19 protein-coding genes and 2 pseudogenes are annotated in these 23,276 nt (G+C 38.5%); 13 read left to right on the top strand and 8 right to left on the bottom strand.

The window, feature by feature from the left end; all coding sequences use genetic code 11:
- Positions 1-8 precede the first annotated feature (8 nt).
- The 6 genes from FFO06_RS05485 to FFO06_RS05460 all read left to right on the top strand — a co-directional run bounded on the left by FFO06_RS05485 (position 9) and on the right by FFO06_RS05460 (position 5,666).
- On the top strand, positions 9-611 hold the full coding sequence (locus FFO06_RS05485; protein WP_137907121.1) for a pentapeptide repeat-containing protein: 603 nt from the start codon (positions 9-11) through the stop codon (positions 609-611).
- 84 nt (positions 612-695) lie between these two features.
- Positions 696-2,285 carry a Ycf46 family AAA ATPase gene (locus tag FFO06_RS05480; protein WP_137907120.1) on the top strand — a complete coding sequence of 530 codons (1,590 nt, stop codon included), beginning with the start codon at positions 696-698 and terminating at the stop codon, positions 2,283-2,285.
- An 87-nt stretch (positions 2,286-2,372) separates the two neighbouring features.
- Positions 2,373-2,747, top strand: coding sequence for a DUF1257 domain-containing protein (locus tag FFO06_RS05475; RefSeq protein WP_137907119.1), 375 nt, complete (start codon positions 2,373-2,375; stop codon positions 2,745-2,747).
- A gap of 200 nt (positions 2,748-2,947) precedes the next feature.
- Positions 2,948-3,160 (top strand): DUF2997 domain-containing protein, encoded by a 213-nt coding sequence (locus FFO06_RS05470; protein WP_137907118.1) that lies wholly within the window; start codon positions 2,948-2,950, stop codon positions 3,158-3,160.
- A gap of 177 nt (positions 3,161-3,337) precedes the next feature.
- On the top strand, positions 3,338-3,889 hold the full coding sequence (locus FFO06_RS05465; RefSeq protein ID WP_137907117.1) for a nucleotide exchange factor GrpE: 552 nt from the start codon (positions 3,338-3,340) through the stop codon (positions 3,887-3,889).
- A gap of 190 nt (positions 3,890-4,079) precedes the next feature.
- Positions 4,080-5,666: an Hsp70 family protein gene (locus FFO06_RS05460; RefSeq protein WP_137907116.1), complete on the top strand. Its 1,587-nt coding sequence runs from the start codon at positions 4,080-4,082 to the stop codon at positions 5,664-5,666.
- A gap of 110 nt (positions 5,667-5,776) precedes the next feature.
- Here the strand turns inward: FFO06_RS05460 and FFO06_RS05455 are convergent, their stop codons facing one another.
- On the bottom strand, positions 5,777-7,198 hold the full coding sequence (locus FFO06_RS05455) for a 1-acyl-sn-glycerol-3-phosphate acyltransferase (RefSeq protein ID WP_137907115.1): 1,422 nt from the start codon (positions 7,196-7,198) through the stop codon (positions 5,777-5,779).
- A 158-nt stretch (positions 7,199-7,356) separates the two neighbouring features.
- On the opposite strand from FFO06_RS05455, the gene FFO06_RS05450 reads away from it, so the two are divergent.
- Together FFO06_RS05450 and FFO06_RS05445 are read left to right on the top strand one after the other, a co-directional pair.
- Positions 7,357-9,165: a proline--tRNA ligase gene (locus tag FFO06_RS05450; protein WP_137907114.1), complete on the top strand. Its 1,809-nt coding sequence runs from the start codon at positions 7,357-7,359 to the stop codon at positions 9,163-9,165.
- A 323-nt stretch (positions 9,166-9,488) separates the two neighbouring features.
- Positions 9,489-10,310: pseudogene (locus FFO06_RS05445) on the top strand (formylglycine-generating enzyme family protein); the annotation flags it as partial.
- A gap of 282 nt (positions 10,311-10,592) precedes the next feature.
- On the opposite strand, the gene FFO06_RS05440 reads toward FFO06_RS05445, so the two are convergent.
- Complete coding sequence (locus FFO06_RS05440) at positions 10,593-11,315, bottom strand: Uma2 family endonuclease (protein ID WP_201275430.1); 723 nt, start codon at positions 11,313-11,315, stop codon at positions 10,593-10,595.
- Positions 11,316-11,915: 600 nt separating this feature from the next.
- Between FFO06_RS05440 and FFO06_RS05435 the strand changes: the two genes are divergently transcribed.
- On the top strand, positions 11,916-12,527 hold the full coding sequence (locus FFO06_RS05435; RefSeq protein ID WP_137907111.1) for a GerMN domain-containing protein: 612 nt from the start codon (positions 11,916-11,918) through the stop codon (positions 12,525-12,527).
- A gap of 69 nt (positions 12,528-12,596) precedes the next feature.
- On the opposite strand, the gene accB is transcribed toward FFO06_RS05435, so the two are convergent.
- Positions 12,597-13,106 carry an acetyl-CoA carboxylase biotin carboxyl carrier protein gene (gene accB / locus FFO06_RS05430; RefSeq protein ID WP_137907110.1) on the bottom strand — a complete coding sequence of 170 codons (510 nt, stop codon included), beginning with the start codon at positions 13,104-13,106 and terminating at the stop codon, positions 12,597-12,599.
- Between the two features lie 144 nt (positions 13,107-13,250).
- The gene (efp, locus tag FFO06_RS05425; RefSeq protein ID WP_137907109.1) at positions 13,251-13,808 is read right to left on the bottom strand and encodes an elongation factor P; all 558 of its coding nucleotides are present in this window, start codon (positions 13,806-13,808) and stop codon (positions 13,251-13,253) included.
- Between the two features lie 233 nt (positions 13,809-14,041).
- Here efp and FFO06_RS05420 point away from each other — a divergent pair, with 233 nt between their 5' ends.
- Entirely contained in the window at positions 14,042-15,151 is a 1,110-nt protein-coding gene (locus FFO06_RS05420) for a peptidylprolyl isomerase (protein WP_137907108.1), read from the top strand.
- Positions 15,152-15,259: 108 nt separating this feature from the next.
- Here the strand turns inward: FFO06_RS05420 and FFO06_RS05415 are convergent, their stop codons facing one another.
- From FFO06_RS05415 to FFO06_RS05405, 3 genes and pseudogenes are all read right to left on the bottom strand, one after another.
- Positions 15,260-15,865: a hypothetical protein gene (locus FFO06_RS05415; protein WP_137907107.1), complete on the bottom strand. Its 606-nt coding sequence runs from the start codon at positions 15,863-15,865 to the stop codon at positions 15,260-15,262.
- Between the two features lie 308 nt (positions 15,866-16,173).
- A pseudogene (locus FFO06_RS05410) lies at positions 16,174-16,422 on the bottom strand (PIN domain-containing protein); the annotation flags it as partial.
- Between the two features lie 363 nt (positions 16,423-16,785).
- Entirely contained in the window at positions 16,786-17,676 is an 891-nt protein-coding gene (locus FFO06_RS05405) for an aspartoacylase (protein ID WP_137907141.1), read from the bottom strand.
- A gap of 104 nt (positions 17,677-17,780) precedes the next feature.
- Between FFO06_RS05405 and FFO06_RS05400 the strand changes: the two genes are divergently transcribed.
- Together FFO06_RS05400 and thiL are read left to right on the top strand one after the other, a co-directional pair.
- A complete protein-coding gene (locus FFO06_RS05400; protein ID WP_236097072.1) occupies positions 17,781-18,758 on the top strand; it encodes a LysR family transcriptional regulator in 978 nt (325 codons plus the stop codon).
- Positions 18,759-18,859: 101 nt separating this feature from the next.
- The gene (gene thiL / locus FFO06_RS05395) at positions 18,860-19,897 is read left to right on the top strand and encodes a thiamine-phosphate kinase (RefSeq protein WP_137907106.1); all 1,038 of its coding nucleotides are present in this window, start codon (positions 18,860-18,862) and stop codon (positions 19,895-19,897) included.
- A 302-nt stretch (positions 19,898-20,199) separates the two neighbouring features.
- Here the strand turns inward: thiL and FFO06_RS05390 are convergent, their stop codons facing one another.
- Positions 20,200-21,213, bottom strand: coding sequence for a type I glyceraldehyde-3-phosphate dehydrogenase (locus tag FFO06_RS05390; protein WP_137907105.1), 1,014 nt, complete (start codon positions 21,211-21,213; stop codon positions 20,200-20,202).
- Between the two features lie 577 nt (positions 21,214-21,790).
- Here FFO06_RS05390 and murC point away from each other — a divergent pair.
- Positions 21,791-23,233 carry a UDP-N-acetylmuramate--L-alanine ligase gene (gene murC, locus FFO06_RS05385; protein WP_137907104.1) on the top strand — a complete coding sequence of 481 codons (1,443 nt, stop codon included), beginning with the start codon at positions 21,791-21,793 and terminating at the stop codon, positions 23,231-23,233.
- Positions 23,234-23,276: the final 43 nt, after the last annotated feature.

The raw sequence follows: 23,276 nt of genomic DNA, 5'->3' as shown, positions 1-23,276 counted from the left end.
AACCAATCATGAATAATCCACAACAACCCCTAGAGTATGATGCTGTGCTTGGTGGTGAAAATCAAATATCAAGTAGTCCTGATCTGAAAATGACCACAGAAAGAGCGATAAATTTATTAAAAGCTGGTGATCTAGGAATTAGACTATGGAATCAATTTATAAGAGAAGAAACGTATATTCCTAGTCTTAAAGGAGTTGATTTGAGCGGATATACTTTACATTATATTAATTTTTCTAATGCTAATCTTCAAGATGCAAAATTCAGTAATAATAATCTTTATGCTGCTAATTTTTCTAATGCTAATCTTCAAGGTGCAAAATTGAATGGGTGTGTGCATTCTGCTAATTTTTCTAATGCTAATCTTCAAGGTGCAGATTTGAGTAGTGCAGATTTGAGTGGTGCTGATTTTTGTAATGCTGATTTAACTGACACTAAATTTGATGGTGCTAAGTTATCTGGGGCAAAACTTAAAAATGCCATTATTGCTAATACAAGTTTTTTAAACACAAATCTTGAAGGTGCTGATGTAACAGGAACTAAAATTTTTTTAGCCAATGTTAATAAAGAAACTCTGACAGAGCAAATTTCTGGAATTGACAAATTAAATTAATTCAGATATTTATTTTCTTCTTTTCAACTTTGCGCGAAATAAAAACCCAATAAACTAACAACTAATCCCCCCTATTTATACATAATGAATAACCCACATCAACAACTACTCCAACAAATAGACCTCATGCTTCGCGCCCGCTATCCCCTACTATATATAGTCGGAGTGGAAGAAGAACCAATAGAACAAGTCCTGCAACAACTCACCCAAATATCCCAGACACCACGACAACTATTATTATGGGATATTGTCACCGGTTGGGATGATAATGGAAGTGATAAAGGTTCAGTCATGGGTGCATTATCAAGAATTACCAAAACCTCAGAAAATACAACCACAATATTTGTATTGCGAGACATTCATTTTATCCTCAAAAACCCCGAAACAGAAAAAAATGCTCCCGTAATTCGGGCTATCAAAAACCTCACCCGTCAACTCAAACGCACACGCCAAACCCTCATCCTCACTAGTCATATATTAACCATTCCTCCAGAATTACAAGAAGAAGTTACAGTTATTGATTTTCCCTTACCCAACATCGAAGAAATTGATTATTTAATTCAGCAATTAATAGTCCCGGAAAAACTTAACTTAAATGGATTGGGAAAAGAACAATTAATCAAAGCCTGTCAAGGATTAAGTCGCGCCAGAATTAGAAGAGTTTTAGCCGCCGCTTTAGCAGCCAAAGGACAAGTCAACGAAACAGATATTGATAGAGTTTTAGAAGAGAAAAAACAAGCAGTTCGCCAAACCGGAATCTTAGAATTTTACACCGCCAATGAATCATTAAAAAACGTCGGAGGTTTAGAAAATCTTAAACAGTGGGTGCGAATGCGTCAAGATGCTTTTACCGAAGAAGCAAGACTTTATGGAATACCCAACCCCAAAGGCGTTTTATTAGTAGGAATCCAAGGCACAGGTAAATCATTATCGGCTAAAACTATCGCCCACGAATGGCGTTTACCATTGTTACGTTTAGATGTGGGCAGATTATTTGGAGGCATAGTCGGAGAAAGTGAAAATCGCATTCGCCAAATGATACAATTAGCAGAAGCAATATCACCCTGTGTATTATGGATGGATGAAATAGATAAAGCATTTGGTAATATTAATAGTGGTACAGATGGTGACTCTGGAACATCGCGCCGGGTATTTGGTACACTCATTACCTGGATGCAAGAAAAAACTAGTCCGGTGTTTATGGTGGCTACTGCTAATAATGTGCAAATATTACCAGCCGAGTTATTAAGAAAAGGGCGATTTGATGAAATATTCTTTTTAAATTTACCTACGGAAGAAGAACGCCATGATATTTTTAAAGTCCACCTGCAAAAAATCCGTCTTTCCCGACTGCGAGAATTTGATTTACAAAGACTTGCAAGTCATAGCGAAAATTTTAGCGGTGCGGAAATTCAACAGGTAATTATTGATGGTATGCACCGCGCTTTTGGTAGTTTAATTGATGGTAATAGGCGGGATTTTAGCACGGAAGATATTTTAGCAGCGGTATCGGAAACTGTTCCTTTGGCGGCTATTGCTAAGGAACAAATTACTAGTTTAAAACGCTGGGCTGCGGAAGCTGGCGCAAGAACGGCTTCTATTGATACGCTGTTAATTGAGGAGTTGAAGGTTTATTCTCAGCAGCAGGGTTTGGGTCCTTTGGAGGTGGATTAAATTCAATATTTTTTTAACGAACCACAGAGGCACAGAGGACGCGGAGGGAAGAGGTTTTGGAGAGTTTTTTATAGGAGTTGATTTTTTATGTCTCATTTTACAACTATCAAGGTGCAAATTAAGCAGGGTGAAGTTTTGCTTGAGGTTTTGCAAGAGTTGGGTTATCAGGTTGAACAAAATACTCAAGTTCGGGGTTATATGGGTGATAAAACTAATGCTGAGTATGTGATTCGTCAAGCTAATGGTTACGATTTGGGTTTTCGTAAAAATGGAGAAGGTTATGAGTTAGTGGCTGATTTTTGGGGCGCTGAAATTAATCAGCAGGAGTTTGTTAATCATATTAGTCAAAGATACGCTCATAAAACTTTGATGGAAACTATACATACTGAGGGTTTTAATGTGGAGGAAGAGGAAGTTTTAGCAGATGGTACGCTGCGGGTTATTGTTGGTAGATGGGTTTAAATAAGAATAAATAAGATCCCTGACTTCTTTTTAATATAGAACTTACGCAAGATGTAACTGAAACCCTGATTATTTCGTAGGGGTAATTCATGAATTACCCCTACTTTCTTTCTATTTTGCGTAAGTCTTGTAATATTTTATCAATCAATGATTAAATAAGATAAGAAGTCGGGGACCTCAGGACAAAAGGAAAAATCATTATGGCTGAATATCAAAAGATTGAATATCGCATTGGTAAAGATGGTAAAGTTGTGGAGCGGGTTTTAAATGTCACTGGTTCTAGTTGTGTGGAAACAACAAAGGGGTTAGAAAAATCCTTGGGAGAAATAGAATCTCAAGAATTGTTACCGGAATATTATCAAGATGATGAGTTAATGACAATTTCGGAAAATCAATCTTTACAACAACAATAATTCCTCTATAAGTAGGGTGTATTAGCGATAGCGTAATGCACCATCTCCATTTATTACGGTGCGTTACGGTTTGCACCTAACGCACCCTACAATATACTATCTCCATTTATTACGGTGCGTTACGGTTTGCACCTAACGCACCCTACAATATATTCTGTATTGGACTAAAAAAACAATATGCTAGAACAAATTAATCAAGTCGCTTTTGCTGTAATTCTCGTAATCATTGTTTATCTTATTCTGCGGTTTTTATTCCCAGCAAATAATCAAGATATACCTATTAATAATGAATCTGTAACTTCTCCAGACACAGAACAGAAGATTAAAGAGTTAGAATTTCAATGTCAACGACTCAGGGAGGAATTAAAACAACAATCTCAACAATTACAAACTGATTTTCAACAGGAAACTTTTACCCACTTACAAACTTTACTCGCTAACTATCCTACAGTTAAAAAAATGGCTTTAGCTAAACCAGAGTTACCAGCTAAAAACCTGGTTTCTCTATTTACAGCTTTAGATAATCTAATTACCAATTGGGGTTATACTGTTATTGGGGAAACTTGGGAACAGGTTAATTATAATCCCCAATTACATCAAGCTGATAGTGATGACATTCAAGAGGGGGAATTAGTCTATATTCGTTTTATTGGTTATCAGGATGGTGATAAGGTTCTCTATCCTGCAAAAGTTAGTCGCACTTTGCCAGCAGGGTTTAATAATAATTAAATTATCATACAATTATTATACAATCTTGTGGGGTGGGCATCCTGCCCGCCCAAATATACAAATATCATAGCAGGCAAGATGATAATAGCAGGTAAGATGATAATAGCAGGCAAGATGATAATAGCAGGTAAGATGATAATAGCAGGCAAGATGCCTGCTCCACAAGACAACCACAATATGATTAATAATTATGACGACTATTGCAATTGATTTTGGTACAAGTAATACTGTAATCAGTATTTTAGAGGCTGATACTCAACAACCTAAAAGTTTACGTTTTCCTAATTTATCCCGTTTGTTTTTGGGTGTCAATCCTGATGGTGAAAGAGTAGAATATCCTGTTATTCCTAGTTTAATGTTTATTAAATCAGGTAATAATATTGTATTAGGTGAAGGTGTGAGAAGTCAACGTTTAGGACTTTCTCAAAGTTATCCTCCTGAACGGTTATTTAAAAAGTTTAAACGCGATTTGGCGGGAGATTATCAACCACCAGCAATCCAAATTGATGGTATAAATTATCATACTGTTTCTGTTTGTGAGTTATTTATGCAAACTATTTGGACAGAAATTAAACAGCAAAATATCGAACCTAGTCATTTGATTTTTACTGTTCCCGTTGGTGCTTTTGAACGTTATTTAGATTGGTTTCGAGATTTAGGAAAAAAGTTAAATGTTCCAAAGGTATCTATCGTTGATGAATCTACTGCTGCGGCTTTAGGATATGCTATAAAACACCCTGGTAAGTTAATTTTAGTAGTAGATTTTGGTGGGGGAACTCTCGATTTAAGTTTAGTTAAAACTGTTGCAAATTCTGATAATAATGGAAATTTAAGTGCTGAGGTTTTAGCTAAGTCGGAAGCATACATAGGTGGGGAAGATATTGATGTTTGGATAGTTGATGATTATTTACGTTCTCAAAATTTAACAGCGGAACAAGTAGGAAAAATTGGTTATCAGAATTTATTAGAAATTGCTGAACGGTTAAAGATTCAATTATCAAAAAATCAATCTGTGGCTGAAAGTTGGTTTGATGATGAATCTTTTATGTCCTATGAGTTAAAGATTAATCGTGAAAAATTAGAGGAAATTTTAGAATATAGACAGTTTTTACAACAGTTACGAAATACCTTAGATGAGGTTTTAGCTTCTGCTTTGCGAAAGGGTATTAGTAAAAATGATATTGAACAGGTTTTATTGGTGGGAGGAAGTTGTTTAATTCCCGCAGTTCAACAACTAATTATATCTTATTTTGGTAAAGCTAAGGTAAAACTAAATAAACCTTTTGATGCTGTCTCTCATGGTGCATTAGCAATAACACAAATTACTGAAATAGATGATTTTTTACGTCATAGTTACGCAATTCGTTTATGGGAAAGTTACAGCAAAAGTTATATTTATCATCATTTATTTACTAAAGGTGACAAATATCCTTGTCAACGTCAAGAATGGTTAACTTTACAAACAGCAAATAATGGACAAACAGAAATTCGTTTAGATATTGGTGAATTAGCTGATATGACACAAACGGAAATAGCTTTTGATGCTTGGGGAAGAATGACTTCTAGCACTCTTCAACATCAAGAAAGTTACCGTTCTCTAGATACTCAACATCAACAGGTATGTGTTGCTAAACTTAACCCACCAGGTGAGGCAGGTATTGATAGAATATCTGTGTTATTTGAGGTAGATTCTCGACGGACTTTATTAGCAACTGTGAAGGATTTATTGAGAGGAGAGATATTAGTTGATAGGGGAGAAATTTATAAATTGAGCTAAAATTATAAGAGAATTATATTCTCATTATACAGCGAGTAGCTTTGAGTGAGATACACTTTATGCGGGCAAGATGCCCGCACCACAAGAGTTTTATTATTAATATCTGTACTTCATAATACCGGGAACTGCTGTATATTAGCCACTGTATCTATCAAACCCTCCAAAACTTGTTGTAAATCACTCGTCAACTCAGCTACACATTGTTTAGCAGCAACTCGACTACTTTTATAAACAGGATAACGTTCAGAAACAGAAATTGGTTCACCCACAGTTATCTTCACCTGCTGCTTACCCAATTGGGGACGATTTAAGGTCATATTTCCCTTAATTTTATTAACCATATCCCATAAAAGTAAAGTTGTTTCTGCAAATCTTTCTACCGTTGGTTTTTCGCGGATATAAATCCCAGAAACAGCTACAAAACTCTCAACTAATCTCATGTGCCACATCCGAAAATTTGCTTCTTCAGCAATTCTATCTCCTAAACTTTTCTCAATGGTTGATAATAATTTAATATCCTTAAAATCTTCCCTAAATATGTAATTCCAACCGGCTTGTTCTACCCGTCTACATCTATCATTCCAATGACCTCTAGATGGTAAATCAAAATATTGTTCCGCAATAAATAAAGCAATATTCATCACAGATTGTAACCGATAAGCTAAAGCCTCATTTCTATCTGTAATTTCCCCATTGGTAATTTTTTCATCTGGTAATTTTTGATGATAGAACTTAGTGTAAAATTGCTCCATTATCCCTAACAAATGTTCGGCTAAACTTAATAATCGGGGATAAAGTACAGTAAAAGTAGCCTCTGTTTTTTCCTGATTTATCAATAAACCACTGGCTGCTTCTAATTCAGTTAATAAATTTGCTATATTATCCCAAGGCTCATTCACATAACTATATTTAATCCCAATTGGTAAAATTAAAACTTCCTCTTCTCTTCCGGCTTTTTGTAAATCCTCTACACACCAAAAACCCATCTGGGCTATACCCGGTTCTAAAGGACTAATAATCTCTGATAAACCATTTGTACCACCTTCCGGCGCAGCAGCCATGGGAAACCGACCATTAATATACAAATCTCGCGCAGAACGCAAACCAGTCCAGTCAGCTTTACCACGTTGAATGGGAGTTCCCCCTAAATGGGAAATGACCCAACCTACATGATCTCCTGCCCAGAGGGGAATGCCCCGATCATAGATAAAATGAGCATGAGGTGGATATTGTAGCTGTATACCCCCAACTCGTGCTACTTTAGGCAAGATTTGGGACAGTAAATAAGTTAAACAAAGCGGGTCTGCTGTTTGCGGATGACGAAATGCTAACATAAACCGGATTTTACCATCCTGAAATCGTTGATAGCAATTGGCTAAAGTTTCAACGTTGTTTGCTTCAATGTTGCTAATGGGTGTTTTCCACTGCATCCAGTTAGGTAAAACTAAATGTACCAATTTTAACAATAAAGGGTTAAAAGCTGGTGGGATAAATTCTAAAGGTGGTTGGGCTTGATATATTGCTTTGGACAAAGTAATTATCTCCTCAAGTTATAGCAGGTGACAGGTGACAGGGAACAGGTGACAGGTGCTACGCCATGGTGACCAAAAAATGCTTAAAAGTCCTTCTGTATCTGGGGTGGATTTTCACTGATTTGAAAAATTAGTAAGTAAAGGTAAAGGTAAAAAGAATGCGGTTATCACAAATGTTATTTGTTACACTAAGAGATGATCCGGCTGATGCGGAAATCCCTAGCCATAAATTACTACTCCGTGCTGGTTATATCCGTCGCATTGGTAGTGGGATTTATGCTTATCTTCCCCTAATGTGGCGAGTTTTGCAAAAGGTTTCTCAAATTGTGCGCGAAGAAATGAATGCTACTGGCGCACAAGAATGTTTATTACCGCAGTTACAACCGGCGGAATTATGGCAAGAGTCGGGAAGATGGGATACTTATACTAAGGCTGAAGGAATTATGTTTTCTTTGGTTGATAGAAGAGAACAACAATTAGGATTAGGTCCAACTCATGAGGAAGTAATTACTACTGTTGCTCGTGATATGATTCGTTCATATCGTCAATTACCTGTACATTTATATCAAATCCAAACTAAATTTCGTGATGAAATTCGTCCCCGGTTTGGTTTAATGCGCGGACGAGAATTTATTATGAAGGATGGTTATTCTTTTCATGCTGATGAGGAAAGTTTGCAGAAAACTTACCGGGAAATGTATACTGCTTATAGTAATATGTTGCGGCGTTCTGGTTTAGCTTTTCGGGCTGTGGAAGCTGATTCTGGCGCTATTGGTGGTTCTGGTTCGACGGAGTTTATGGTGTTAGCAGATGCAGGAGAAGACGAGGTTCTCTATACTCAAGATGGTAAATATGCAGCCAATGTAGAAAAAGCGGTTTCTTTACCAGCAGCAGCGGAAATTTCACCTTTTACAAGTTACGAGCAACGGGAAACTCCGGGAACTGATACTATTGAAAAACTTTGTAGTTTCTTGAAATGTTCTCCTACTCAAGTGGTCAAAAACGTTTTATATCAAACTGTTTATGATAATGGTTTAACGGTTTTGGTTTTGATTAGTATTCGTGGAGATCAGGAAATTAATGAAGTTAAGTTACAAAATGAATTAACTAAATTAGCTCCTGGATTTGGTGCTAAAACGATTCTGACTTTAACTGTACCAAATGTTGAAGCGCAAGCAACATGGCAAGCTAAATCTTTACCTTTAGGTTATATCGCTCCAGATATTAGTGATGATTATATTGGGGTTAATAAACAGGTAAATTCTCAGTTTGTCCGGTTGGTAGATAAAACTGCTGTGGAGTTAAAGAACTTTGTCACTGGTGCTAATACTGGCGGTTTCCACGTGGTTGGTGCAAATTGGGGTGAGCAATTTACATTACCTGCAATAACCGTAGATGTTCGTAAGGCTAGACCAGGCGATCGCTCTGTGCATGACCCAAACCAAAGCCTACAAACAGCTAGAGGTATCGAAGCTGGTCACATCTTCCAACTCGGTACAAAATACTCTCAAGCCATGGGTGCAACTTATACCAATGAACAAGGGGAAGAAAAGCCTTTAGTGATGGGTTGTTATGGTGTGGGTGTGTCACGGTTAGCACAATCAGCGGTAGAACAATCCTATGATCAAGATGGCATAATTTGGCCAATAGCGATCGCCCCCTATCACGCCATTATCACAATTCCTAACATTAAAGATGCCCAACAAATCGCCGTTGCTGAAAAACTTTACACAGAACTTAATCAAGCAGGAGTAGAAACCTTATTAGATGATAGAGATGAACGAGCGGGTGTTAAATTCAAAGATGCGGATTTAATTGGTATTCCCTTCAGAATTGTCACCGGTCGCGCCATTACAAATGGTAAAGTCGAAATAGTCAAACGCGCAACTCGTGAATCTCAAGAAATAGCCATTGAAGAAGTCGTTAATACATTACAACAATGGATTAAGGACGCAATAGCAGGTTAAGACTCAAACCTTGTGGGGTGGGCATCTTGCCCGCCATATCAAGTCAAGACTCAAACCTTGTGGGGTGGGCATCTTGCCCGCCCTTTGATAAATATGACGACTTGTGGTAATTTATTTTCATACCCATACAGGTAGTAAGTTTTATGTCAGAAGAAGCTGAATATCAAAAACTTCAGGGGGAAAATAGAAAACCATCTGGAAATTCTTCAGGGTCAAACCCACCTCCCATAAAACGCAGACAATTTTTAATTTATGCTGGTTTAGGAGGAACAGGTTTAGTTACCACTGTTGTATTTAGTCAGATTTTTCAGGTACAACCTAAATTATTAACATTTGAGTTTGAAACGGTAACAGTTGACAAAACAGGAAAAATAGTTAATCAAGAGAATCATCAAGCTAAATATTTTAAAGAAGATTTAGGTAATGGTATCACCCTGGAAATGGTACAAATCCCTGGTGGTTCTTTTATGATGGGTTCACCAGCATCAGAAAAAGGTCGGCGTGAAAGTGAAAGTCCACAACATCAGGTAAATGTACCTGGTTTTTCTATGGGTAAATTTGTTGTGACTCAAGAACAGTACCAACAAATCATGGGTAACAATCCCTCTAGTTTCTCAGGAGCAAAACGTCCTGTGGAACAAGTATCTTGGAATGATGCTGTAGAGTTTTGTCAAAAGTTGAGTCAAAAGACAGGACGGGAATATCGTCTACCCAGCGAAGCAGAATGGGAATATGCTTGTCGTGCGGGGACGACTACACCCTTTCATTTTGGGGAAACGATTACAACTGAGTTAGCTAATTATGATGGAACTGACACTTATGCTTCTGAGCCAAAAGGTAAATATCTTGAACGAACAACAGATGTAGGTAGTTTTCCCCCTAATGCTTTTGGATTATACGATATGCACGGCAATGTCTGGGAATGGTGTCAAGACGATTGGCATGATAATTATATAGATGCGCCTAAAGATGGTGGAGCTTGGACAAGTCGAAGCGGTGATATAAAGTTGCTGCGGGGCGGGTCTTGGGTCTACGATCCTCAAGACTGCCGTTCTGCGTCTCGCGACGTCAACTATGGGGACGTGCGCGGCTACATCTACGTCAATATTGGTTTTCGTGTTGTCTGTGGTGCTGCGTGGACTTAGTAGCCCTTTGCACTCTTGCGCTTTTGCTCTTTGCTCTTCTTCTTTTACCCTTGAGAGGGTAGTGGAACGAAGCGATCTAAAAATTTTTTTTGAGGATTATCCTTGGAAACAGAATCTAAGTAGGTGGGCGTTAAAAATTGTCGTTATGACAAGGGAACTCTTAACTGGGAACTCTTAACTGGGAACAGGGAAGAGGCTTCGCCGTGAGCGTCAGCCGAACGGTTTTGGGCAACTTTACTTTTCGTTACTTATGTCGGTTTTTTTTCCGTTCACCTACTTAGTTTAAACTTCAATTCCCGCATCTCGCAATCGTTTCTCCAACTCTGCTAAACGTTGTAAAGCAGCTTCCTTTTCTCGTCGTTCCTGCTCAACCGACTCAAACCCCCACAATAACAAATTACCCTGTTTATCCCACCACCGTAACCAGTAACCATCACGGTTTTCGCGCTTTCCTGACCACACACCAATAAATAATTCCATCTCCTCTAACCAATAACGGTTATTTTCATCAGGAGAACGTAATTCATATTTTCCCGAATTTTGTAACCGATGTACCTCCAAAATGCCCGTGTCAGGTGCAAAAATCAGGTAATTGGCAACTTTTAAAACTTCTTCATAAAAAAACCATTTACCGGGGGGAAAAGTCCGTTTACTGGAATATTCACTCCCATTTGTATCCGAAAGAAATTCCATCACCACAATCGGTATTTCACCCTGTTTGTGAGGAGTATAACTACGTTGTACTTCCTCTCTAGATACGGTAATTTTCGGTATATAAGCCCAATCAGGTGCTTTGATCACAATTTTGTTGTTAACTGTAGCACAGATGCCATAATTAGTCGTAGCCAGGGCTGTTTCTGGTAGTTTCCCCGCCAATTGTAGACTTTCGGTCAGCGCCGCAGCTAAAGAGGGTTGATTGACATTATCCACAGGTTCATCTTCTAAAACAAAATCTTCAGGTAAGAGTTCCCAGGTAATCTTGCAGGTCGAAGCAGTAACAACCATAGCCACCACATCAGAGGGATTCATGAATTATACTATAACTAATCAACTTATTTTTCAGGAAACCTGCAAAAATTACATTTCTTAAACTTTTACCCTAACTCTTACCCTCCGCGCCTCTGCGCCCCTGGGTGAAAAAAACATAAATTATACTTTTTCATCTGGTAAAATAACTAATATTTATCACCAACTGACTTGTACAAGTAAGTGAACGGAAAAAACCGACACAAGTAACGAAAAGTAAAGTTGCTCAAAACCTCTTCCCTGTTCCCTGTTCCCAGTTAAGAGTTCCCTGTTCCCAGTTAAGAGTTCCCTGTTCCCTTGTCATAACGACAATTTTTCACGCCAACCTACTTACCACATTTTGCCCAATTTTAATTTAAATCTTTTTTCAAGAAATCATGGAATTTAGATCAAGAGATAGGTGACAGACCCCAAAGGATAACTCTACAATTGGAGTGAAAAGGGGCAAAACCAGCAAGAGTAGTTTATGTATAAATCAAAGCCAAAGATTTGTACCAGAGATATAACCTCTATAAACAGGCTACTTATATACTTATATTACGAATACTATTTCAGTCCTTAGTCAACTAGGTTTTAGATATGAATGACCAACAAAGAACTAACAGTATTTCTTCCGGTCTAGTAGCAGCCATTTCGGTAGCAGTGGTAGCGGTAAGCGGTGGAGTAGCTTGGTTTTCTTCCCAGAGCGCCAATACTCCCACACCTACCAACCCCTCGGAAATCATTAAAAAGCCAATACAGGAATCGAACAGCCAACAGGGTAATGAACAAACTGCTAATATATATTGGCTCAGGTCTAAGGAAAATCGTTTTGATTTAGTTCCCCAACCTCTGAAAATTGCTGCTACCCAACCGGACCAAGTTTTAGAAACAGCATTTAAAACTTTATTAGCCGGACCTCCTCAAGGAACAGACTCTACTACTATTCCCCAGGGGACCAAACTACTGGGACTCAAAGCCGAAAATAATGATGTTCACGTCAACTTATCTGAAAACTTTACCACTGGTGGCGGTAGCAGTTCCATGATCGGAAGAATTGGACAAGTTGTATATACTGCTACTAGTTTAAACCCTCAAGCTAAAGTTTACATTGAAGTCAACGGTAAACCCTTGGAGGTTTTAGGTGGTGAAGGTGTGGAATTAGAACAACCACTCACCCGGGAAAGTTTTCAGAAAAATTATCCCCTTTAGTCAGTTTCCCTGTTCCCTGTTCCCAGTTAAGAGTTCCCTGTTCCCTGTTCCCTGTTCCCTATTTAATAATTAATCGGGGTTAATTCTCATCAAAGGTTGACCATATTCTACTGGTTCACCATTTTGAACTAAAATTTCCATCACCTGTCCAGAGACTTCGGCTTCAATTTCGTTCATAAGCTTCATTGCTTCAATAATACACACACTTTGACTAGATTTGACGCGATCGCCCACTTCCACAAAGGGACTTTCTCCTGGTGCTGGGGCGCGGTAAAATGTCCCCACCATAGGAGATAATACGTCAACCAATTTTTGATTAATGGGTGAAGGAGAAACAACAGGTTGAATTATGGAATTATCCACAACTTTATTTATGACCATTTCTGGTGAAGTTGTAGATCCCAAATGGGTTACACCAGCACTCACCACACCACTAACTATTCCTTGGGCATTATTGCTAAAACTGATAGCTTTGCGTACCGTTAATTCAAACTCATTATTTTTGAGTGTAACTTCCGCAATATCAGTTTGGGCAATAGTTACCAGTAGTTGGCGGATTTCATTAAAGTCTAATGTCACAATTATTTTACCTCGACCTAACCGTTAAATTAAAATTCTAAGTAAGGCAGGGATTTAATCCCTCTATAAAAAAGGGATTCAAATCATGATTACCAAGGGTTTTAGTCTTCACTACTCCCAGTTGGTATCAAAAAAATAGGAAAATTATTCCCTGCCTAAATACTTATCTTCTCTGGTATCAATCTTGATGCGCTCCCCTTGAGCAATAAACAAGGGAACCATGATAGTTGCTCCAGTTTCTAGAATTGCAGGTTTAGTACCACCTGTAGCAGTATCACCCTTAACACCAGGATCTGTTTGCACAATTTCCAAGACTACAGAATTAGGTAGTTCAACTTCTAGCACCTGTTCGCCCCAGCGAATCACATTCACTTCCATACCATCTTTGAGGTACTTGACGCGATCGCCAATTTGCGCTGAAGTTAATCTACCTTCTTCATAAGTCTCCATATCCATAAAGATAAACTCATCACCTTCTTTATAGGTATGTTGCATCGTTACCTTTTCCAGAGTAGCCTGGGGGACAGTTTCCCCAGCCCGAAAAGTTTTTTCTAATTGTTTCCCAGTTTGGACATTTTTCAGGGTTGTCCGCACGAAAGCAGAACCCTTACCTGGCTTAACATGAAGAAAATCTATCACGCGCCAGACCGAACCATCTAATACAATTGAAACACCAGGTCGAAAGTCGTTACTAGAGATCATGAAACTTTCAAATTTTGCAAGACAATCGGCATTCATTGTACCCTTCTAGGGTCATTAATGGTTAGTTATTCAAGAAGAGGTCATGGGTCATGGTAAATTCTCCCCTGCAACTCCTGTGCTTCACCTAATTCTTTTGCTTCCCCACTGTCTTCAATCTCCAGACTCCCAATGTGGGAAGATAATCAATAAGTTACTTCCAATCAACACTTTGATACTAAAGAAAGAGAAATTTGATGTTGAACTTATTAAAGTCCTGGGTGAAGAACAGTCTCAAACTAATATTGTTAATAACAATATTTTTAGGCATAAGTACGGCTGGGTGGACTCCCACTAGTAACGCCGGCTTACCAGCGGGAAACGCAATTACCGACGGAAAGGCCTTGTTACGCTATGCACTCCCGATAGATAATCAACCTGTACGTAAACTACAAGCCAGTTTAGAAGACATTTCTAACCAACTGCGAGCGAATAAGCGGTGGAGCGCGGTTAATAATGATCTCAAGCAAGCATCGCGGATACTCGATAAACCTTCCCAAATATTAGCAAGTATTCCGGAAGAACGCCAAGCTCAAGCTCAAGCTTGGATGACTGAATTGAAATCTGGGATAACAGAACTGCAAGAAATAGTTAAAACTAAGCGAAAGGAAGCAGTTCTTGAGGGAAGAGCCAAATTACTCGATCTTGTCAGCTTGTTAGAAGAATCAATGGTCAAGGAATTTCCCTTTGCAGTTCCGGCTGAGTACAGTAATTTACCCCAACTCAAAGGACGCGCTACCATTGCTTTTAAAACTAATAAAGGCGATCTTACCGTAGTGGTAGATGGCTATAGCGCCCCTGTCACTGCTGGTAATTTTGTAGATTTAGTACAACGCGGTTTTTATAATGGTTTAGAATTTACCCGTTCGGAAGAATCTTACTTTTTACAAACTGGAGATCCTGTTGGTCAAGAAGTTGGTTTTATTGACCCGGAAACTAGCAAATATCGGGCTATTCCTTTAGAGATTTTAGTCCAAGGTGAAAAAGAACCAACCTACGGTATTACGCTCGAAGAATCTGGACGTTATTTAGATATGCCAGTTTTACCTTTTTCTTCTTTTGGCGCTTTAGTTATGGCCCGGCCAGAAAATGAACCTAATGGTGGTTCTTCTCAAGTTTTCTTCTTTCTGTTTGAACCAGAACTTACCCCCGCAGGACGTAATCTTTTAGATGGTCGTTATGCTGTATTTGGTTATCTGACTGAAGGGAGAGAGATTTTAGATAAACTCAAAGCTGGTGACAAAATTGAATCTGCGACTGTTATTCAAGGTGTGGAAAATTTAGTTCAGCCGCAAGCAGTTTCATAAAAGATTAAAATCAAAAGGTAGGGATGTTTGAATTTGGTAAACATCTCTACTTTCTCAAAGCGACTTTAGCTCTTTCCGCTTGCGGTTAGTAGTAATAACGTCTTTCAATTAATTTTTGAGTCTATCCATTATTTTCCTTAATTTAGCTAGAACCTTTTTTTCTAAACTTGTAGACCAACGATAGTTATAATCTTTATGCTGGTATATACTAACCTTTTCCTTGAGGTTTTCTATATATTGGATCAGTTCTACCAAATCTTTTTCAGTTTTAACACCCCTAATAATACCAGCAGTCTTGAGGTAATAACTCGCTATTACATCTGCTTCTGCTTCTGAAGCATTATGATCTTTACGGTAATGGCGGATTTTACCATTCATTTCTTCAAAATACGAGGCTAGACTTCTGATAAGAGCAAAATCTAGTTCATCTAGTTTTTTAGGTTCATAATTAATTTTTTCCTGAACTGATTTAGGAGGAGTGTCTGGTTCATAAATAAAAGCAGAAGTTTGGATTGGATCTGAATTTTGAGACTCAGCATTACTAAAGATATACTCTAGAGTTTTTACGCAGTCCAAGAAAGATGAGATATTGCGGGCAATTACCTGTTTTGTGTGAGTAGTGATAATGGCATAGCCAGAACCTTCATTGACTACAGCATATTGCCCTTGTACTGTCACATAGGCGTTTGTGTCTATTCTTTTGGTGTCGCTCATTTGGGAAACTAAAAAGACAACTGTTTTTTAATATACTCTAATTGGAACATGATTTGGCATAACTAGATATTGAAACCAGGTGCAGATAAATTAAGCTATCATGGGTTCTCCTAATCGTTTTAAAATTTGTGGGTTTGATCTAAATTAATATGCGTAAGCGTTGCGCTCTGTAGGAATCACCTATTTTTGAAAATATAAATATTAAAACCTCAAATCCAGTCAGTGTAAGGTTTTTAGGGATATTTTACCGAAAATATCATCAAGGTATCGGTAGAGCCATTTATATTTTTAATATAAGCAAATTAAAATTAAACTTCCCAACCTTCAAACTGTAAACCATTTACCCGGCTAAATTCCTTGACATTATGCGTCACCAAAATCAAATTATTTGCGATCGCAATAGCTGCAATTTGTAAATCATAGGGACCAATTGGCGTACCACTAGCAGCTAATTCCGCCCTAATGCGCCCAAAAATACTAGCAGCAGCATCATCAAAAGGTAAAGACACAAAAAGCTTGAGAAATCTTTCCTGTCCAGCTAAAGTTTTAGATGGATTGTAGCATCAATATTTACCAGGTGATTGTTACAAGAGTAATCAGAAAATTTGATGCGTTCTTGGTTAGTTTTTAAGTATAGCGTTGATATCTGACATCCTTCCGAATTATATGGGGTCTCAACCTGAGTATCTAAAAGCTGGAACTCGGTAATTGAATTAGACCAAAATGCAGACAAACTACTATGTTCTAGCCGACAATTCACATATCCCTGCTTTACTCGGTGACAAGTGATAGTATCAGAAATACTAATTGGTGACCACCACATTATGTAACAAATAAATAATAAAAGTGTGACGCATCCAGAACAACCTGGAGATTTAGACAGATTTGTTAACTCCTGAATTAATCCTTTCAAACTTTTTCTAAATTGTGATTTGATGCTTTTCTGTAAAACACATAGCAGTACCTTTCTCGTAATAAGCAGCTTCATTGATAAAGACAGGATAAACCGTAGAGTTTCCTTGATAGCTAATTATCTGACCATCAAATGTTAAAAACATAGGATCACCGGGATGTAAAACTTCATAATCTTGAAACTGAAGATGAGGATGGATCATAGCTTGAATTTCTCCCTGTTCGTTTCTCGGATAATCAATTTTTTCTAGATATTCATAGCAGATTAGGTTATTTGAAAAAGATGGAACTTTTTCCTGGTTGTACAGTTCCAAATAATCTAAAATTGTGTATATTATGGCTTCAGTTTTCAGAAAAAACTCTGCATTTAAAACACCTTGAGGAACAGATCCCACCTCAATACAAATTCCAAATCTGCCAAGCGATCGCAGTGAATCATGACTGCGACCAGAGTTTCCCAAATTACAAACCTTGATTGCAGGATTAATATAATTAAGATAAGCGGCTAATTGCAAATTGAATGGTTCATCATTATCTACAATTATGGTTATGCCCATATTAGCAGTGGTACTATGTAAATCAACGATAAAATCAACAGGAGTTTTACCATTTTTTCCAAACAGATAGTTAATCTCTCTAGCTCGTAAATCCTCATAACTAGATAGTGTTAAATCTTCTAAATTGTGGCGCAGGAAGCAGCGATTCAAATCTTTGTTGATGTATCGTCTTACTGCTGTAAAGGCTTGAGGATTAGCCAACAAAGTCAGTGTTTCAAAACTGGATCTATTAATTAATTGCGGGAATTGCTCAAACTTTTTAATTAAGTATACTCCAGTAAACTCATTCCCGTGAGTTCCACCGACAATTAACACCCGACTGAGTTGATGATCATACTTCATTTTTGGTTCTCCAGTGACAAGTGGTTGTGTTGTTCTGAATATATCCGAGAAAACCATGATACAATCACCTTATTTATGCAACATTCCATGACTAAAATATCATAATGCTGAAAAAACAAGAATTTTTAACCATGATGACTAACAGCACACACCCCTATCATATCAGGTCTAATTGGGATGAAATAGAAATACGTCATCTCAATTATGCGATCGCTGTTAATGATAAGCAGGGATTTACCAACGCTGCTGCATATCTGGAAATTGATCAGGGATTTCTGAGTAAGCAAATAAAATGGCTGGAGAAAAAAATTGGATTTCAAATATTTGATCGTCACCAGCGCCCATTAAAATTAACAGATGCTGGCAATGAGTTTTTGCAAGCAGCCCGTCAAATTCTCCATCAGATTGAACAATCAATTGAATTAGGTCAACGATTAAGTCGGGGTGAAAAAGGAAGATTAAATATAGGAATCAATACCTCCATTGCTAATAGTAAACTAACCGACATTCTCAGAGCATTTCATGATAAATTTCCAGAAGTAGAATTGGTACTACAGGAGTTAGCTTCTTATGAGCAAATTGACAAATTGCGAAACCAAAAACTTGATTTAGGTTTCTTTCACCTCCATAATTTGCATATTATTAATAACGATAATGATCATGTTTTGACTTCTATCCCTGTTCTTCAGGAATCCCTAGTCATTGTTTTACCTGAAAACCATCGTTTTGCAAGACGAACTAGTATTTCACTTGCAGCACTAGCAAATGATCAGTTTATTCTTCCACCAAATAACCTGTTATATAATTTGCGTGAGCAAATTAATGATCTTTGTCTGGATGCAGGTTTTCAGCCAAAAGTTAAACAAGAAGCTGCATGGATATCAACTGTTCTCAGTTTAGTTGCGGGTGGAATGGGAATTTCGCTACTTCCAGCAAATGTACAAAATTTGCAACGACATGGTGTAATCTATCGTTCTATACAAGGAAAATCCCCATTATTAGAACTTGTTGCTGTTTGGAGAAGTGATAATGTGTCTATAATTTTGAAAAATTTCCTGGAAGTAATTTCTAATTTAGTCTAAATTATCATCATTAAGGCTAAATAAAATCTGACATTATTTGATCAATATTGAATTGATCAATATTTAACAATCGTAAATCGAAAATCCAAAATAGTAAAATTATGAATAGTGATTTATCTTCCCTGCAAATTCGAGATATTGGTGAACAAGGTCTTTTAGAAAGATTACAACGCTTTTGTCCACCAGGTATGATTGGTGATGATGGGGCAGTATTAGTAACGGAGTCTGATAAATGTTTAATAGTTACCACTGATATGCTCGTTGACGGCGTGCATTTTAGTGATGTTACCACCTCTGCTCAGGATGCTGGTTGGCGGGCTGCGGCGGCGAATTTATCTGATTTAGCAGCAATGGGGGCAACTCCCATGGGGATAACTGTGGGATTGGGTTTACCCGGAAATGTAACTGTAAGTTGGGTTGAGGGATTATATGCGGGCATGACAGAATGCTTGGCAAAGTATCATATTCCCATAGTTGGTGGTGATATTGTGCGATCGCCTATTACTACTTTAGCTATTACGGCATTTGGTCAAGCTCACCCTAATTTGATTATTCGTCGTGGCACTGCTCAGGTAGAAGATGCTATTGTCCTGACAGGGGTACATGGAGCGTCCCGTGGGGGCTTAGAATTACTTTTACATCCCGAAATAGGTCAAAATCTCAAAGCTGAAGCCAAGACGGCTTTAATTACCGCCCACCAGCGTCCCAACCCCCGGTTAGATGTCTTACCTATTTTGTGGGAAATTGTAGAATCCCAATGCAAAATCCCAAATCTCAAATCTCAAATTACCGTTGCTGGTATGGATAGCAGTGACGGTTTAGCAGATGCAATATTACAAATTTGTCGAGCCAGTCAGGTCGGTGCAGTGATAGAATCCAGTAAAATACCATTACCAGCAGCCTTTGGAGGATGGTTAACTGAGGAGAAATGCTTAGAATATGCCCTTTATGGTGGGGAAGATTTTGAATTAGTCCTGTGTTTACCAATAGAACCGGCATTAAAATTGGTAGAACAACTGGGAAATGGTGCGGCAATAATCGGTAAAATTACCCCAGGCTCAAAAGTAATTTTAGAAGATCAAAAAGGAGAAATACCCGACCGAGTTCTTAACCTCAGTCAGGGATTTCAACATTTTTAATTAGTTAGGGAATAGGGAATAGGGAATAGGTAATAGGTAATAGGTAATAGGGAATAGGTAATAGGTAATAGGTAATAGGTAATTTGCTTTTTTCTCTGTCCCCGTGGCGTAGCGCCTGTTCCCTGTTAAGAGTTCCCTCTCACCTGTCACCTCTGGCCTGTCACCTCTGGCCTGTCAACTATCACCTCTGGCCTGTCACCTGTCACCTCTGGCCTGTCACCTCTGGCCTGTCACCTCTGGCCTGTCACCTCTGGCCTGTTCCCTGTTCCCTGTTAAGAGTTCCCTGTTCCCTGTCACCTAAATTAAACCCATTTTTCAGCTACTAACTCAGCCAAATCGAGAACACGTTGGCTATAACCCCACTCATTGTCATACCATGCCATGACTTTCACGATGTCACTGCCCATAACGATAGTCAAATTGGCATCAACAATAGAAGATTCGTCTGTACCTTGATAGTCAGAAGAGACAAGTTCCAATTCGCTGTAACCCAAAATGCCTTTTAGAGGACCTTCAGCGGCAGCTTTAAGAGCTTGGTTAACTTCTTCAGCAATGGTGCGCTTCTCAGTTTGAACTACAAAATCCACCATAGAAACGTTAGGGGTAGGTACGCGCAAAGCCACACCATTGAGCTTACCCTTCAATTGAGGAAGAACCAAAGCCACCGCTTTTGCAGCACCAGTGGAGGTGGGTACAATATTGATAGCTGCTGCTCTTGCCCGACGCAAATCACGGTGAGAAGCGTCTAATAAACGCTGATCACCTGTGTAGCTGTGGGTAGTAGTCATTACGCCTTTGATGATACCAAATTTTTCATCTAATACCTTAGCGATGGGAGCCAAACAGTTGGTTGTACAACTAGCATTACTGATGATGTTATGGATGTTGTGGTCATAATCATGATGATTGACACCGACGACAAAAGTACCATCTTCATTTTTGCCAGGGGCGGTAATCAAAACCTTTTTAGCTCCAGCATTTACGTGCCTCATTGCCCCTTCTTTGCTGGTAAAAACCCCTGTTGATTCGATAATCAGGTCAATTTCCCATTCTTTCCAGGGTAAGTTATCTGGGTTGCGATCAGATACACATTTAATGGTTTTACCATTAAGAGTGATGGAATTATCATCAGCGGCAATGTCCACACCTTGTAATTTGCCTAGCATAGAGTCATATCTAAGCAGGTGAGCATTAGTTCTGGGATCAGATGTGTCATTAATAGCAACCAATTCGATCTTGCTATTTTCTCTGCCCACCCAGCAGCGTGCAAAGTTGCGTCCAATGCGCCCGAAACCGTTAATTGCAACTCTAATCACAGTGTGTTCCCCTCTGTATTTATGCCTATAAGTTGATATCGTTGACCATAATCATATCGCAAAGGGGGAATCTGTTTATAACGATAAAGTTTTAGATTCACAAAAAATTACAGAATTTATTTATAAATTGTTGGAGGTGAGGGAGCGGCTGGTAGATTTCTGACTTATGACTAATGACTAATGATGATTTCTCTAAATTGAATAATAGTTGCACTACCAATGTAATATTGTAGTCAATTCCGACAGAGGCTTTAGGCAAGTGATGCAAGTTGCTGTGCTTCAAGCTATTTTACTTAGTTTTAAAAAAGACACAATAAAATGTATTTAAATTTACACAATTTTCTTTCCCGATGTAGCAGAAATTTTCAGAATAATCTTATGAGCAGATTAGAATTGGTCAAAATGTTCGGATGGGGGATCATTTGGCTTAGGAGACAAAACCAAAACCAAAGTCAAAATTTAATCATTCAACAGGAATGAATATTTTGGATGGGATAGTTAGTTTCTGTAAAAATCAGAATCCTGTTATGATCCGCGTGTCTGATATGGTTCTGGTGTGGTGTAAGAGGAGAATAAAATGAGTAATTCTATAGATTTTAGTGGCAGACCATTTCATTTCATTGGCGTTGGAGGTATCGGAATGTCTGCTTTGGCTTATGTTTTAACCAAACGTCAATTACCAGTATCTGGTTCAGATTCGCGTCCTAATCATATTACGCACAAATTAGAATCTCTGGGTGTTCACATTTTTAGTAAACAAGAAGCCAACAATCTGGAGTTTTTTCTGCCTCAAGTAGCTAGTGATGAGGTATTATTAACTAGAGCAAAAACCAATTTGCCGCAGGTGATTTGTTCCACAGCTATTAATGCGAATAATTTGGAATATAAAGCTGCTTTGGAATTAGGTTGCCCGATTTTGCATCGTTCTGATGTTCTAGCTGCTTTAATTGCTGATTATTACAGTATTGCTGTAGCAGGCACTCATGGGAAAACCACCACCAGTAGCATGATTGGTTATATGCTATTGCAAGCTGGACTTGATCCGACGATTTTGGTTGGTGGGGAAGTCAAAGCTTGGGAAGGTAATGCGAGAATGGGGGAAAGCCGTTATTTAGTAGCAGAGGCTGATGAGTCTGATGGTTCTTTGGTGAAACACGCTCCTGAGATTGGAATTATCACTAATATTGAATTAGATCATCCTGATCATTACGAGACTTTAGAAGAAGTAGTTGATACCTTTCAAACCTTTGCTCGAGGTTGCAAAACCTTGGTAGGGAGCATTGATTGTGACACAGTGCGCCATCGCTTGAAACCAAGTATTAGCTATAGTCTTGACCCAGATCAAGGTGCTGACTATACCGTTAGTAATGTCAATTATCGGGCGGATGGGACAACAGCTTTGGTGTGGGAAAAAGGTCAAGCTTTAGGTGTATTAAATTTACAGCTATTGGGTCGTCATAACCTGAGCAATTCCTTAGCAGCAGTGGCGGTGGGTAGATTCTTAGGCTTAGAATTTGGGCAAATTGCTGAAGGTCTTGCGACTTTTGAAGGTGCAAGACGAAGGTTTGAGTTCCGAGGTGAAGCTGCTGGGGTGACTTTTATTGATGACTATGCCCATCATCCTAGTGAAATTCGTGCTACTCTAGCCGCAGCTAATCTTCAATCTAGACCTGGACAAAGGGTAGTGGCTATTTTTCAACCCCATCGTTATACTCGGACATTAACGTTTTTAGAAGAGTTTGCTGAGTCTTTTGCTCATGCTGATCTGGTTGTGCTAACTGATATTTACAGTGCTGGTGAACCTGATTTGGGTCAAGTCAGTGGAGAAGATTTAGCCACTGCAATTAGTAAACACAACCCTCAAGTAGTTTATCAACCAAATTTACCTTTAGTTAGTGAATTTTTACTGGAAAACCTGCGTTCAGGAGATTTAGCACTGTTTTTAGGTGCTGGTAATTTAAATCAGACTATTCCTGAATTGATTACCACCATGAGTAAACCAGCAAAAAGCTACATCTGAGAAAGATAACTGCATCTAGCAGTGGGGTGATAAGTTAACTGCA

It is taken from the genome of Dolichospermum planctonicum, from assembly GCF_005402965.1.
Taxonomy (GTDB): domain Bacteria; phylum Cyanobacteriota; class Cyanobacteriia; order Cyanobacteriales; family Nostocaceae; genus Dolichospermum; species Dolichospermum planctonicum.
The sequence above is the reverse complement of the archived record's forward strand: the minus strand, read 5'-3'. Positions and strand labels throughout refer to the sequence as shown.

Coding starts and splice junctions, on each gene's coding strand:
- FFO06_RS05485 (WP_137907121.1), top strand. CDS start 9: ATGAATAATCCACAACAACCCCTAGAGTATGATGCTGTGCTTGGTGGT.
- FFO06_RS05480 (WP_137907120.1), top strand. CDS start 696: ATGAATAACCCACATCAACAACTACTCCAACAAATAGACCTCATGCTT.
- FFO06_RS05475 (WP_137907119.1), top strand. CDS start 2,373: ATGTCTCATTTTACAACTATCAAGGTGCAAATTAAGCAGGGTGAAGTT.
- FFO06_RS05470 (WP_137907118.1), top strand. CDS start 2,948: ATGGCTGAATATCAAAAGATTGAATATCGCATTGGTAAAGATGGTAAA.
- FFO06_RS05465 (WP_137907117.1), top strand. CDS start 3,338: ATGCTAGAACAAATTAATCAAGTCGCTTTTGCTGTAATTCTCGTAATC.
- FFO06_RS05460 (WP_137907116.1), top strand. CDS start 4,080: ATGACGACTATTGCAATTGATTTTGGTACAAGTAATACTGTAATCAGT.
- FFO06_RS05450 (WP_137907114.1), top strand. CDS start 7,357: ATGCGGTTATCACAAATGTTATTTGTTACACTAAGAGATGATCCGGCT.
- FFO06_RS05440 (WP_201275430.1), bottom strand. CDS start 11,315: ATGGTTGTTACTGCTTCGACCTGCAAGATTACCTGGGAACTCTTACCT.
- FFO06_RS05435 (WP_137907111.1), top strand. CDS start 11,916: ATGAATGACCAACAAAGAACTAACAGTATTTCTTCCGGTCTAGTAGCA.
- efp (WP_137907109.1), bottom strand. CDS start 13,808: ATGATCTCTAGTAACGACTTTCGACCTGGTGTTTCAATTGTATTAGAT.
- FFO06_RS05420 (WP_137907108.1), top strand. CDS start 14,042: ATGTTGAACTTATTAAAGTCCTGGGTGAAGAACAGTCTCAAACTAATA.
- FFO06_RS05415 (WP_137907107.1), bottom strand. CDS start 15,865: ATGAGCGACACCAAAAGAATAGACACAAACGCCTATGTGACAGTACAA.
- FFO06_RS05405 (WP_137907141.1), bottom strand. CDS start 17,676: ATGAAGTATGATCATCAACTCAGTCGGGTGTTAATTGTCGGTGGAACT.
- FFO06_RS05400 (WP_236097072.1), top strand. CDS start 17,781: ATGCTGAAAAAACAAGAATTTTTAACCATGATGACTAACAGCACACAC.
- thiL (WP_137907106.1), top strand. CDS start 18,860: ATGAATAGTGATTTATCTTCCCTGCAAATTCGAGATATTGGTGAACAA.
- murC (WP_137907104.1), top strand. CDS start 21,791: ATGAGTAATTCTATAGATTTTAGTGGCAGACCATTTCATTTCATTGGC.